The organism is Mucilaginibacter sp. (genome assembly GCF_036383575.1).
Lineage (GTDB): Bacteria > Bacteroidota > Bacteroidia > Sphingobacteriales > Sphingobacteriaceae > Mucilaginibacter.
Genome location: NZ_DASVOB010000730.1, coordinates 1 through 13,364, shown reverse-complemented (window position 1 = coordinate 13,364; position 13,364 = coordinate 1). Strand labels below are relative to the sequence as shown.

At 41.6% G+C, this 13,364-nt stretch carries 17 protein-coding genes; 10 read left to right on the top strand and 7 right to left on the bottom strand.

The genetic code is table 11. The features are described 5' to 3' along the window. The first annotated feature begins 18 nt into the window (after positions 1-18). Positions 19-819 carry an SDR family NAD(P)-dependent oxidoreductase gene (locus VF500_RS26240; RefSeq protein WP_330862500.1) on the top strand — a complete coding sequence of 267 codons (801 nt, stop codon included), beginning with the start codon at positions 19-21 and terminating at the stop codon, positions 817-819. A 24-nt stretch (positions 820-843) separates the two neighbouring features. On the opposite strand, the gene VF500_RS26235 is transcribed toward VF500_RS26240, so the two are convergent. After that, complete coding sequence (locus VF500_RS26235; protein ID WP_330862499.1) at positions 844-1,425, bottom strand: RNA polymerase sigma-70 factor; 582 nt, start codon at positions 1,423-1,425, stop codon at positions 844-846. Positions 1,426-1,799: 374 nt separating this feature from the next. On the opposite strand from VF500_RS26235, the gene VF500_RS26230 reads away from it, so the two are divergent. After that, a complete protein-coding gene (locus VF500_RS26230; RefSeq protein ID WP_330862498.1) occupies positions 1,800-2,420 on the top strand; it encodes a hypothetical protein in 621 nt (206 codons plus the stop codon). Positions 2,421-2,509: 89 nt separating this feature from the next. Here the strand turns inward: VF500_RS26230 and VF500_RS26225 are convergent, their stop codons facing one another. Next, the gene (locus VF500_RS26225) at positions 2,510-3,604 is read right to left on the bottom strand and encodes an acyltransferase (protein ID WP_330862497.1); all 1,095 of its coding nucleotides are present in this window, start codon (positions 3,602-3,604) and stop codon (positions 2,510-2,512) included. Between the two features lie 237 nt (positions 3,605-3,841). Here VF500_RS26225 and VF500_RS26220 point away from each other — a divergent pair, with 237 nt between their 5' ends. Next, positions 3,842-4,195: a hypothetical protein gene (locus VF500_RS26220; RefSeq protein WP_330862496.1), complete on the top strand. Its 354-nt coding sequence runs from the start codon at positions 3,842-3,844 to the stop codon at positions 4,193-4,195. Positions 4,196-4,452: 257 nt separating this feature from the next. Then, complete coding sequence (locus VF500_RS26215; RefSeq protein WP_330862495.1) at positions 4,453-4,842, top strand: hypothetical protein; 390 nt, start codon at positions 4,453-4,455, stop codon at positions 4,840-4,842. Positions 4,843-4,874: 32 nt separating this feature from the next. On the opposite strand, the gene VF500_RS26210 is transcribed toward VF500_RS26215, so the two are convergent. From VF500_RS26210 to VF500_RS26195, 4 genes are all read right to left on the bottom strand, one after another. Continuing rightward, complete coding sequence (locus VF500_RS26210; RefSeq protein WP_330862494.1) at positions 4,875-5,129, bottom strand: hypothetical protein; 255 nt, start codon at positions 5,127-5,129, stop codon at positions 4,875-4,877. Positions 5,130-5,147: 18 nt separating this feature from the next. After that, positions 5,148-5,795: a hypothetical protein gene (locus VF500_RS26205; protein ID WP_330862493.1), complete on the bottom strand. Its 648-nt coding sequence runs from the start codon at positions 5,793-5,795 to the stop codon at positions 5,148-5,150. Continuing rightward, positions 5,783-5,974 (bottom strand): hypothetical protein, encoded by a 192-nt coding sequence (locus tag VF500_RS26200; RefSeq protein WP_330862492.1) that lies wholly within the window; start codon positions 5,972-5,974, stop codon positions 5,783-5,785. Before VF500_RS26200 ends, VF500_RS26205 begins: the two co-directional genes overlap by 13 nt. Before the next feature lie 71 nt (positions 5,975-6,045). Then, positions 6,046-6,984, bottom strand: a complete 939-nt coding sequence (locus VF500_RS26195) for a sugar phosphate isomerase/epimerase (RefSeq protein WP_330862491.1) — start codon at positions 6,982-6,984, stop codon at positions 6,046-6,048. 142 nt (positions 6,985-7,126) lie between these two features. Between VF500_RS26195 and VF500_RS26190 the strand changes: the two genes are divergently transcribed. Next, positions 7,127-7,519, top strand: coding sequence for a hypothetical protein (locus tag VF500_RS26190; RefSeq protein ID WP_330862490.1), 393 nt, complete (start codon positions 7,127-7,129; stop codon positions 7,517-7,519). A 2-nt stretch (positions 7,520-7,521) separates the two neighbouring features. On the opposite strand, the gene VF500_RS26185 is transcribed toward VF500_RS26190, so the two are convergent. Next, entirely contained in the window at positions 7,522-7,926 is a 405-nt protein-coding gene (locus VF500_RS26185; protein WP_330862489.1) for a VOC family protein, read from the bottom strand. 185 nt (positions 7,927-8,111) lie between these two features. Here VF500_RS26185 and VF500_RS26180 point away from each other — a divergent pair, with 185 nt between their 5' ends. The 5 genes from VF500_RS26180 (at position 8,112) to VF500_RS26160 (ending at position 12,901) form a co-directional block, all read left to right on the top strand. After that, complete coding sequence (locus VF500_RS26180; protein WP_330862488.1) at positions 8,112-8,438, top strand: hypothetical protein; 327 nt, start codon at positions 8,112-8,114, stop codon at positions 8,436-8,438. A gap of 94 nt (positions 8,439-8,532) precedes the next feature. Further along, complete coding sequence (locus VF500_RS26175) at positions 8,533-8,955, top strand: secondary thiamine-phosphate synthase enzyme YjbQ (RefSeq protein WP_330862487.1); 423 nt, start codon at positions 8,533-8,535, stop codon at positions 8,953-8,955. A 167-nt stretch (positions 8,956-9,122) separates the two neighbouring features. After that, positions 9,123-9,824 carry an NUDIX hydrolase gene (locus VF500_RS26170; protein WP_110586075.1) on the top strand — a complete coding sequence of 234 codons (702 nt, stop codon included), beginning with the start codon at positions 9,123-9,125 and terminating at the stop codon, positions 9,822-9,824. A 231-nt stretch (positions 9,825-10,055) separates the two neighbouring features. Next, entirely contained in the window at positions 10,056-11,924 is a 1,869-nt protein-coding gene (locus tag VF500_RS26165; protein WP_330862486.1) for a tetratricopeptide repeat-containing sensor histidine kinase, read from the top strand. 104 nt (positions 11,925-12,028) lie between these two features. Beyond that, positions 12,029-12,901: a creatininase family protein gene (locus VF500_RS26160; RefSeq protein ID WP_330862485.1), complete on the top strand. Its 873-nt coding sequence runs from the start codon at positions 12,029-12,031 to the stop codon at positions 12,899-12,901. Positions 12,902-13,364 lie beyond the last annotated feature (463 nt).

The following is a 13,364-nucleotide window of genomic DNA, read 5'->3' as shown; positions in this document are numbered from 1 at the left end:
TTAAACAAATTAACCATTATGATACTCCACAACAAAAACGCGGTGATATACGGGGCAGGCGGTTCATTAGGCGGTGCAGTTGCAAAGGCTTTGGCCGCCACCGGCACAAAGGTGTTTCTAACCGGGCCAAATATCGAGTCCATCCAGAAAGTAGCTGATGAAATTATTATGTCGGGAGGGTTAGCCGAAACCGCTATAGTAGATGCATTTGACGAAGCGGCAATCAATCAGCATTTACAGCAAATGATAAGTAAAGCCAGTACAGTTGATATTTCCTTTAACGCCGTTGGGGTTGATGTGGTACAAAACATTCCGCTTACCCAAATATCAGCCGAAGACTTTGTGAAACCTATTACCCTCACCATGCAAACCCGTTTTATGACGGCCATTGCAGCAGGTAAGGTCATGATGAAACAAAGATCGGGAGTAATTTTATCGCTTACCGCTACGCCGGGAGGTATTGGTTATCCGCATACAGGAGGTTTTGGCCCGGCTTGCAGCGCAGTTGAAAGTTTTTCACGTACACTGGCATCCGAGCTGGGTGTTTACGGCATCCGCGTAGTTAATATTCGTTCAGGTGGCTCGCCTGATTCACGGGTGTTTAAGAACGCCATTGATACCATGCCCGATGTTATGGATCCGATCATCAAAAAAATGGAAAACGATACCATGCTCAAGAAACTCCCCTTAATGGCCGACATTGCTAATACCGCGGCTTTCCTGGCTTCAGACCTTGCAGGCCAAATAACAGGCGTCACTATCGATGTAACCGGCGGTACAACGGCAGCATTAAATTACAGGGTAAGCAGACTTGATTGAGAAAGGTTTAGGGAAGAATTGCCTTTAGTTGATCCAGAAGAACAAGGCAAGCATAAAAATAAGGTCGGAGTATTGCAGTTGCGATTTGAGGGTTTTAAGCGCCTCAACCATATGATTTTTCACTGTATTGGGCGAGATCTGCAACTGATCGGCAATTTCTTTGTGAGTAAGGTGTTCTACCCTGCTCAGCCTGAAAATCAATTGCTGCTGACGCGGAAGCTTGTTAATGATACGTTCGGTAAACTGCTCCAGGTCGCTTACAAGCACATCCTCTTCGGTATCGTTATGAACTGTAGCAATGTGGTTCACCAGTTGATCAGACAACTCGCGCGACTGGCACATCTGCCTTAATGAATTTAACGATAAGCGCTTCGCAATAACGTAGAGGTATAGCCAGATATCGCCTAAGGCATTCAACTTTTCGCGGCTGGTCCAAAGGTTAATGAAACACTCCTGAACTATTTCCTCGCTCTGCTGCGCATCCTTCAGAAACCGGAAAGCCAGCCGGTAAACCTTACTGCTATACGCTTCATAAATCAAATCGAAAGCAGCCTCATCGCCCGCTATCAATTGTTGGATATGATTGCTGTTAATACTCTTACCCACTGTAGTTTAATTATAATTGGTGAGATAAAAGTAAAAAGTAAATTTTAATTTAACATATCAAAAACATGATAATAAATTAAAGTAGTGCTGTTGTAGTGGTACTTTTTTAACGAAGGTAAATGCTTTTACAACTGATTATCAGCATACAAGATGCAAAAATCACATCCCGCATCAAGCGCAGCATTTTTCTGAACCACTGTACTTTGTGGAAAACTATTAACGTAGCCGCGTCAATTTTATTGCCACAGCGTTAAAAAATCAACCGCTTACAGTTCAAAACATTGAAGGGCAACGGTATTTTTCTCCCCCAAAACACGGCCGATCAGATTATAACCTTACCTTTATGCCATAAAAATCTAAATCGTTATCACCTTATGCACCCTGTTTACCGAACGCTCATTTTTACTGCAATAAGTTTATTTTCCCTCATTTTAACCATAAGCAGATGCCAGCGAAGGCAAGCCTATCAGCAGCGGCAAGTCGCAGAGCTGCAAAAGGGCTGGACGCCAGAACTGGAACAACAGATGTATGATGTTTTCTATACGCAATCGAGTGCTTTTAATACCACAGATAGCGTACGCCGCGAGTTTTCATCATGCTGCCTGATCAAAATGAAGGCCATGTTTCCAAACGGCCTTTCGGGTATGGAGCAAATGACCGACAGCGTGAAAATAGCTGTAATGAAAATGGGTGCCGACTGTTCAAAGATCGTCACTAAAAACATTGACATCTGGCAACCTGAAGTTGTACAGCAACTTAAGCTGCAATTTTATTCATACCCGGAAATTAAGCTTCTGCCACAAAACGTAAAAAAAGAATACGTGGATTGCCTCTCGTTTAAAGTAACCACCCATTTCTCCCACGGCTTAACTGACAGCAGTGCTAAAAAAGATCTGAAAAAGGTAATAGAAAAAGCAAGGAACGGATGTTTGGTGATGATTGCTAACAAGTATGAAAAATTGAAAGTAAAGAAGGATACCACCAAAATCAGGTAACCCATCGTAATAGCAATCCTTTTTTAAAAACAGGCGCAGAACATCAGGCGTTCGGAATCCATGGGAACGGAAAATTTTCAAACCCTTCACTACCCTTTCCGCATCTTGTTTTTCAGATAATTACGAATAGGGATATCCAGGTAAATCATAATAACATAAGCCAAACCTGTTAATGATAAAACACCAATAGGGATCATGATTATCATTTGCCCCATTGAGGGCTTTTGTGCTTCCAGATAGCTCAGAAACATCCATAAAAACGGGTAGTGGATCACATAAAGCGGATATGAAATATCGCCCGAAAACTTACAGATTTTAGCAAAGCGGGTATGCAAACCAGCCCCTGCCCCGAGCGCTACCAAGAACGGAAAATAAAAGATCACGATAAGCGGATCGGTTATATGATTAGCCTTAGCCGAAAAAGGCACAAGGAACGCGATCAACAATAACAAGCCAACAGCTAAAAAACCCAAACGCGATTCAATGATCCAGTTTGAGCGATACACTAAGATCCCTGCTAAAAAAGAGTAGCAAACCCGAATGGCTCCTCCGCCAAAGCTATCTCCCCCCCAGCCTACCCCAAGGTAGCCAGCCTTTGACGCTTCATAGCATAGCAAGACTGCTACAACTACGGTTAATAGCCATAGTGCTTTGTTTCGCAACTTAACCAGCACCAAGGCGTAAACAATATTGGCAATGTACTCCCAAAACAACGACCATGTTGGCGGGTTAAGATGGAACAGGTTAAAATACCGCTCATGCACAATTGGATACGGAATGAGCAGGCACGAACTTAAAAACATAAGTATAGTTTGCCCTGCACCATAAGCTCCATAAAGGTTGCTGAACGGATCAAAAATAAACGCCAATAACCCAATAACCGACCCGATAACCACCAGCGGATGTAAACGGATAAGCCGCAGCTTAAGGAACAATTTAATACCCAGGCCGTTCAGTTTACTATCATAGGCATAAGCTATTACAAAACCGGATAAACAGAAAAAGAAATCGACAGCGAGATAAGCGTGTGCAATAAAGCTTTTGCTATAATCGGGAACAACGAACTCCATAAAATGGAATATCACAACGGCTATGGCCGCAATACCACGAAGGCCATCCAGGATCTCGAAATGCTGTTTAGTTTTTAATACCGGTGCTGTTATTACAGGTTCTGCTATTTCCATTGGTTATTCATTCAAACACCTGCTATTTGCCCGGCATTACTGGTTAGTACAGCGGCAAACATCAAGAAAATAATCATGCGGCTATTTGCTCGAATATCACTTTGAGATGAATTGAAGAAAAATTGAGACGATTTATTGCTTTCAGTAAATCAAAGTGCTTCCAGCAATCCTCAAACCGGGCGGGGAATTTCAGATGCTATTTGCTATGTTTACATATCATATCATCTGCTAAATCATATGGAATTTTTATCACTTGAGCCCTTTGTTCCCTCAGGCAGCGATTTTGAAGGCTCAAAACAACTCTTTCAGGAACTGGGTTTTAAAATCAACTGGGATTCGGGGGATTATATCGGATTTCAAAAGGATAGCTGCCGTTTTATCCTGCAACGTTACAAGCAGCCTAACTTTGCTCAAAACTTTATGCTAAGTGTAAAAGTGACCGATGTTACTGCCTTTCGCCAAATGGTTATAGATAAACAACTGCCGCAGCGGTTTAATATCCTTATAGGCGGGATCAACCAGGAGCCTTACGGCAAAGAGTTCAATATTATCGATATCGCCGGTGTTTGCTGGCATTTTGTAGAGCAATAAGTTCAGGCCAGCTAAAGCTGCATTCTGATAGATGTTTTTCTCTATAAATTACCTGCCACTCATGCTACTTCAATCAAAAACAAAATTGTACAGTAATGAGAAAACCGTAAAAACAAACACTGACAAACAACTAACAATCAATATTTTAAACCACACCACACTTTTCTCACTTCTACTCAAATACGTGGCTGTATAAGCTACAGTCATTTCATCAATATAGCTTTTAGCTATATTAGTAGCGATCTAAATCGAACCTAATGGCCAAAACACTTTTATATATTGATGACAATCAAATAGATATTGCCATTATTAAAGGGATGCAGGACAAATACCTGGCGTTTGATTCTGTAACATACAGTACCGATGCGGAATATTCTATCCGCTACATCAGGGAGCACTTGCAAAATGAAGATGAGTTGCCCGATGTAATTTTTCTTGACCTGTACATGACCCCATTCAGCGGATGGGAGTTTTTGGACGAGTTTAAAAAGATTGAACCCTTCATAGGTAAACCTATTGATATCTACATCGTTACCTTTTCGATACTACCAAAAGACCTGTTACGTTCAAAACAGTATCAGCATGTAAAGTCATATTATACCAAACCGGTTACCAGGGAAACGTTTACCAGTTTCAGGATCAATTGATAATTAGCCGAGGAGGGTTTGATAGTAGTACGTTACGATTTCCCGCTCATAAACCCTATAGACTTCGCAGCTTCCTGCTTAGTTACCACTCCTTCAATGTAAAGCTGACCGTCTTTAATTTTATAGTCGAGGGCCCTTTCGTCCAATTTGTAGTCGCCGTCTTTAAAAAGGTCTTTCAGTTTATTCAGCAGTTCCTTGCGATCAAACACCGGGCTGATGCTTAGCTGATCATTGACCGGTTCAAGCGCGATGCCATCAACTTTGTACGAAAATATTTTTGACTCCATGTGATAAATATAGATTAATTAACTGTCAACGGCTTCATCTCCAGAAAACTTACCCTTCAGCATATCGTCTACAATTACCACTAATTGTTTTGAAATATGATTATCATGGAGCACCCCGTTCAGAAATTTAGCCACTTCAGGGTTTTGATAGTTTTTGCCGATGATATGCTTGCGTAAAAAATTTGGCGAAATAATAGTTTCGAACATTATTTCGGGTATTTTACCATGTCGGTATAGTAAATAATAACTATGGCATAATTGTACATAGTTACTAACAGAGAGATTTTGCATGGCATAAATCCATATTCCCCCTTCAGTATGGGTAAAACGCTCTTGCAGAAGATGTTTATTAACGTCTTCAAAATAAGCTTCACCATGTTCAAAAATCTCTAAAAAAGCGCTGTCGGCTAACAATGCTTCGCTAACATCAAGTCCGCTTTCGGCGTGCTTTTCAACAACGACCATTAAGCTGTCAAAGTTTTTTTTATGATATAAGATTTTATGCTTTGAGCTATCGGCACCGTTTTGTTTGGATGTACCCTGGTTGCTATTTGAACATGCACCAAAGCTGATAAGAAGAAAGGCTACCAAAATGTATAAAGCTAAGTGGCATGGCTTCATGAGTATATTTTCGTAATTGTATTTAACTGGCGTTAAGGCTGCCATTTCTTTTTATAAACCTGTTGCCTGGAAAAGCCCCCGCCTCTTTGGTAAAGCCCATTAGCTATATCAGCTTGTTTAACTTCTTTTACAGAAGTTAAACAAGCTGGGCTTTTATGCCTATCTATTTCTGTATTATATGCCGATGGAATCCATTCCAGCTTTAATCTACATGAGTTGCCCATATCTATATCTCAATAAATATAAATTTACAAAACATGAGGCATAAATACTAAAGGCAAACTAATACAACATCTTATGCCAACGCATCTGCAGCAAACTGGCGGCAAATTTTCACCTCTTTCACCGCGTCTGATCCATCAGGGATCTTGTATTCCAACTCAATAGTAGCCGGGAATTTATAGTGGTTATTTTTAAGCAATTGCAGCACCTCTTTGATCGGGGTATCACCCTGCCCCCAGGGCTGGTTGGGGCCGTCATGAAACTTACGGTCTTTAATATGCATACTGGTGATGCGGTCGTGGTATTTTTCAATAAACGGTACCGGGCTGCTGCTGGTACCTGCCACATAATGACCAATATCCAGGTTAATTCCGTTGTATTTTGACTGGCTTAAGGCAGTATCCCAAAGGGTTGGCGTGGCTTGAGTATGGGCATGGTAGCCAACCATCATTTTGTGTTTGGCGGCGATATCACCAAGGCGCTTGGTTTGGGCCTCGTCGGGCAGTTCGACGGTTACGTGGTTTACCCCAAGGGCCTTCCCTGCATTAAAAGCATAATCAATTTCGGCATCGCTGTTTTTTGTGCCGAGGGCATTGGGTTTCCAGGCGTAAATACTTACCCCGGCATCATTATATTTTTTGCGGATCTCCTTGAACTTATCTATCGGGGCAGTGGCACGCCATTCGGCTATTTTTTTGCCAAATGCGGCCCAGTCCTCGCCTGCCTCGCGTTTAGGAGCGCCTGCATAAATTTCGGCGGCATCACCCATGAGTTCAATGGCGTTAATATTACAATCGATACAATACTTTAGCAAATCATCAATAGTATCAGGCATACTGCGGAACGAGTAGGTGATCACGCCTATCTGTACACCGTTAATGCGCGAGTTGGGTTTATCAGCCCGGCCTGAAAGTACGCCTGCAAATGATGATTTTGAAAATGCTAAAATCCCGGCCGCTGCAAGTGCAGCGCTGCCAATAAACCTGCGCCTTGATAAGTTATGCTGTTTCATGATTTTATAGGAAATAGATTGGTTTAAACCAAAGTTATCAATTAATTGATACCCGCAAATTGTGTATTGAAACTGTTACTAACGGAGATTGGCTTGTAGCGTTTGGCCTTATAGTACCGTAAAGTATTATAAACCTTATAGTATGAAAAAGCTGTTCCTGTTTGGCGTAATCGCTATTTTGTTAGGCTGTAAAAAAGACAATACTCCCAGTAATGACCAGTTGATTGGCAAATGGGAATATCGCGGCACAAGCTGCTACTGCACACCTCCTGATCCCAACTCGGTAAAACCCGGAAATGGCAATATTATAGTCTTTACCGCCAATACCTATAAGCGCTTAAAAAAAGATACCCTGATAAAAAGCGGTACTTACCGCACCCGCAAATATGACAATGCTCACGAGCAGATCATGTACGATAACGACACATCAAGCAATAGCATCACATTTTTCAGGATAGAAGGCAAAATACTCACCTTTTATGGAACAGTTCCCCTTGCAGCCGATGGGCCCGAAGATCACTATGAAAAGCTTTAATGCTATTCTGTAGGCCAGTGAAAACATAATAAGTACCCATCAGGATCAAGCAAATAAATAGCCTTCCAGCCGTAGCCGGTAATTTGGGGCTCTTTAAGGTGCATACCCCTGCTTAACAAATAGCTATACAGTTTATCAATATCGGGGTGGCCAAGATAAAGCGAGGTATCCGTATGGGCTGCTATGCGCTGCTCATCGGGTTCGGAAGGGCGGTCTGGCTTTTCGTAAGCTGTGTTAAGCATCAGCTCTATACTGTTGAGCTTGAGTAAAACCCAGTCTACATCATCACCTTCGCCCGATGCCTGTGCCACTTCAAAACCCAGCACATCGCGGTAAAAACCTATAGCAACAGGCATATCAAAAACCTGGAGCAAAGGGGCTACACCTTGTATCTGTTTTGTGATCATGTTATTCATTTATCTATCAGCTTAATTCCATATAAAGTTACACATTCCCCCTGCACGAAAACGAACGATCCATGTGTCAGAACGATGCAAATTCAAAATCCAGGAAAAAGTTTATTTATTGAAAATCAACACTATACATACATGGCACTTAATTTGAGTTTATAAAAAAGATTACTTTATATATCATGAAACACGGCAAGCAATTGGAAAGGCGAACTTTCAACCAGGACCGTTTTGAAATACTTATTAAACGGCAAAAAAACGGTACTGCTACCTTCAACGAGCTTAGCGAACTGGATGAGATCGTAAACCGTGACCCCGATATTCGTGAGATTGTTTTGGAAGAAATGCAGGATGCAGATAACCCAAAGCCTCCGGACAATGACCAAATTCAAACTATCGAAAAACCGGTCAGGAAAAGCTTTATCGAAAAAATAAAGGCATTCATCAATCGCCTGTTCACTGCCGAAGGGGTAAGTATGAACCCTTCAATTGCTGCCTCAACAATGTAAACACCGCATAATTTTAAGATACTCCACCCTCCAAAACAAAAATGGAACAATCTTTATAGATATGTTTGCGGTATCGTTATAAAGCAAACTATTTATGAAAATATTTCAGCAAATGCTTCAGCTCAGGGAACGCAAAAGAGGTTTTCACCTCATCACACCTGAAGTAGTTAATGCTTTGCCTCAAATACAGGAGCTAAAAACAGGCATTTGCCAGGTATTTATCCAGCACACCTCAGCATCATTAACTATTAATGAAAATGCCGACCCAACCGTTAGGCAGGATTTTGAAATGTATTTCAGTAAAGCCGTACCAGAAAATGATCCTGATTATTTACACGATGATGAAGGGCCCGACGATATGCCGGCCCACCTGAAAGCTGCAATGCTTGGCAGCTCAGTAACAATCCCTATCCGCAACGGCAGACTGGCTTTAGGCATGTGGCAGGGGATCTATTTGTGTGAACACCGTAACTACGGCGGCAACCGCATGCTGGTTATATCGGCCTGGGGCGAATAAATGAAGAATAAATGTTAATAATTATTGTAAAAAGCACAATTAATTTACACATTTGACTAACTATTGTAAATTAATACTTTTTTAACCGGTATCCATAGCAAATTTGTCTGCTTATATCGAATGTTATTCTATATTTGTTTTTACCATAAAATTATTACTGATTATAAATGCTCAAGTATTCCAAGCAAACAAGGTTATTATTAGCTGTTGATTGTATCATTTTTGGCTTTGATGGCGAGGTTTTAAAGATTTTATTGATAAAAAGAGGTTTTCAGCCCGAAAAGGGAAATTGGAGCCTGATGGGTGGCTTTGTTCAACCCGATGAAAGCCTTGACCAGAGCGCCAACCGGATCCTTAAACAATTAACCGGCCTGGAGGGCGTGTACCTTGAACAGTTATATTCTTTTGGGCAGCCCCAGCGCGACCCTATTGAGCGCACAGTATCTGTTGCCTACTTCGCGCTGGTTGATATCCACAAATATGAGGCCCAGATCAGTGATGATTACCAGGCCGAATGGTTTCAGCTTAAACGTGCTCCTAAATTAATATTTGACCAGCAGGAAATGGTTGAGCAGGCCCGCAAACGCATCCGTTACAAAGCGGCTATGCACCCAATTCTGTTTGAACTTTTGCCTACCAAGTTCACCATTCCGCAATTACAAACACTTTACGAAAGTGTGTTTAATACCACTATTGATAAACGTAATTTCAGTAAAAGGGTGCTGGCAACAGGCTTGCTTATTAAACTGGCCGATAAAGATAAAGCGGGCTCCAAACGTGGTGCGTATTATTACCAGCTTAACATGCAAAACTATTATGCCAAGTTCCAGGCATTTATGAACTTTATTCCTAACCCCGATTCGTTGTAGTAACCTTTGGTAAAACGTTCAACTTAAACGGCCTGTAATATTATTAATAACATTATCAATAACAGATATTAAACCCTGAGGTATAATACCACAGTATTGCTGAATAACAGTTAAAACTAACCGTAGCCGATCCCATTTTTATTTAACATTTCCCAACCATACTTTTTTTTGTACGTATAACACATTTAGGCCATACCTTTAACAAAAAGGCCTGTTTGCTGATATCAGTTAATGAGAAAAACCGTAAGCTTTTTAGTATTGCTTCTGCTTGCTGTATCCGTATGTTTCGGCCAGTTCAGAGAGGTTAATAAACTAAAAAAAGACCTGCCCTTAATTCGCGATAGCATCCGATATGTAAACACACTTAACCGGCTGGGTATGCTTATGTATGAGCAAAATATTGACAGCGCTTTTTATTATGCTAAAAAAGCAAGAAATATAGCTGAGCGGCTTGGCTACAAAGCAGGTAAAGCCGATGCCCTGAATGCTATTGGCATTGTTTATGATCTTAAAGGCAATTTGCAGCTTTCGCTCCGTTATTATAATGAGGCGTATAATCTTTATACAGAATTAAAAGATACCTCAAACGTTATACAGGGTTTAATGAACATTGGCCTGGTATTTAATGAAACCCAGGAAAATAAAAAAGCAATTGATTTTTTTAAACGCGCAATAAACGCCGGCAAAACTTTGCAGCGTGATTCTATTATGTCGCTGGTGTTATGTAACTACCTGCTCTTATACCCGGAGCAAGTGCCAAAAGATTCGGTTGAAATTTATCTTAAAAAAGCGCGGGCGATAGGAATGCGATTTAATGATAAACGCATGCTGGTTGAGGCCGACCAGATCCAGGGCCTGCTATACCTGCAAAACAAGCAGCGTGAAAAAGGCATAGCATTATTACAGCAGGCTGCTAACAATGGTCTGGCAATGGAGTTATCATACCTAAGCCTTGATATAATTATTAACCTTGGCGACCTGTACCTGCCCAACGATACCGCCAAAGCTGTTACATACTATAAACAGGGACTTTCCATTTCCGAAAAAAGTGGTTATCACTATTATGAAAAGTTCTTCGGAAAAAAATTATATGATATTTATATCGCCCAGAATAACCTTGGTGAGGTGCAGCGCTACAGCGAAAAATTACTGAAGCTTTATGAAGATGAAGAAAAATTCGCCAATACATCGGGCTTCGATTACATTGACTACGCACTTAAAGACCAGGAACTTGAAGCTATAACTATCAGGAGCCAAAACAGGCAGGTGCTTGCCATTGTGCTGGGTATTTTATTTGTGATAACTGCTATTACGGTGGTGTTTACTTACCGCCTGTATAACCTCAAGAAAAAGCATGGCCAAACATTGGAAGAACTTAACCGCTCCGTACAGTTACGCAACCAAAAACTGGAGATAGACCATGAGTTCAACAACCGGCTGGTATCCATCCTTGCACATGATTTCAGGCAGCCGATAGGTGCGCTCAAAACGCTGGCAACAGTACTTAAAGACGCAGATTCTTTTACAAGGGAAGAATTGATGGAGCTGGTTGATACCATGGAACATTCTTCAAATATCTCGCTGGAGATCTTTGAAAACATATTGCAATGGATCAAACAGCAGTTATCGGGCTTTGATTATAAAGCTGTTCCCCTGCCCTTAAAAGAACTTATTGATGAGGCTATTCAACCATTTTATTTAATGGGTAAGGATCATGGGCTTAAGTTTGTAAATATGGTTGATCCGGCCATTATTATTCATGCCGATAAAGAACTGATACAGTTTATCCATCGCAATTTTATACATAATGCTATCAAGTTTTCGCCCGATAATTCAACCATTACCATAAACGGATCAAAAGGTGAAAGTGACGTAACCATTTGCGTACAGGACGAAGGAAAAGGCATCTCGCCCGATAAACTTCAAGTGCTTTTTAATTTTAAAGCCAACATGCAGTACAGCAATGAAAAGGAAAAAGGTGCGGGCGTAGCCCTTATGATCTGTAAAGATTTTACCGAAAAAATGAATGGCCGCATCTGGGTTGAAAACAACCCGGTTAAGGGCGCTGCTTTCTGCTATTCATTACCTGATAGCCGTTAACCTCTATTGTAATTTTTAAATTACCACTTGAAAAACAATAGTTTAAGTTCGTAAATTTCAGATCAAATACAGTTTGCTATAACTCGTTATTAAACCTTTAATTTATGAAAACTTACTTACTACTGTTTGTGGCCTTGCTGCTTTCTGTGCATTCCTTTGCCCAGCAAATACCTGCCCGCTGGGATGAGCTCGTTGCTTCCGACTTCCCTGCGGCGCTCGAAAAATCATCAAAAACCTGTATCCTGCCAATTGGCATCCTGGAAAAACACGGCCCGCACTCCCCTATCGGTACCGACCTCATCCACGTGCGCGAGTGGGCTGCCCACGCTGTTAAATCGGAATATGCGGTTGTATTTCCCGATTATTTCTACGGGCAGATCAATGAGGCCCGTCATCAACCCGGAACCTTCGCCCTGCCCAGCAAAGTGATCTGGGATTTACTGGAGGCTACCTGCGATGAAATTGCCCGCAACGGGTTTGATAAAATAGTAATCCTGAACGGGCATGGCGGTAACCCCGAGTTTATCCAGTTCTTCATGCAGTCGCTGCTTAACAAACGCCATAACTATGCGGTGTATTTTTATGATCCGCACGGTGGTGATAAGGATTATAACGACCAATACAGAAAAATGCATAAGTCGGCCATTGAGGGCGATCAGCATGCCGGTGAAAGCGAAACTGCTTCGATGCTATACTATCGTCCCGATTTAATGAAGATGGATAGAGCAGCGTCGCAATCAGGCGATAATCAGCATAGGTTAAACCTGGCCAACATTTACACCCCTATATGGTGGTATGCCGCCTACCCTAACCACTACGCCGGCGAAGGCGCTAAAGCCACACCCGAATTTGGAAAATTCATAGCCGAGCATGAAATAGCCAGCTTTGTACAGGCCCTTAAAGCCATAAAGGCTGATACAAGCACCATTAAATTACAAAATGAGTTTTTTGATAAAGTAGATGCGCTGAATAAGTAATTTACTTAGTAGCCAGCCATGCGGCTCCGATCTGCAGGTGTTGGGAAGGCAAGAAAATATTTCATTCATGTTCCCTCAGGGTGTCTCGCAGAGGACCCTGAGGTTCACCGCCCTCTAAACATACAACAGGTTATTCAGAACAGCGAATCTGCATGGCGTATACATCAGGGTCCTCTGCGAGAGACCCTGATGGGACGTTAGTTTACCCACAATTGATAGTCAAATAATTATTGCCAATTGAGTACTCAATCCGTGTGAGTTGAACCCCTCTGGGGTTCGGGTAATGGGGGGGGGCGACGTGATTTCTACAAACCTTTTCCCCTCTGGGGGATTTTCATAATTTAATAATCAAGTATTAATTGAACTGTACTGTACTTAAGGACAAGTGCACCAGAGGTGCAAAAGGTTTGTAGCATAAAAAGTATAGAAATACCCTTTGCCCCAGAGGGGCAAAACAAAACGC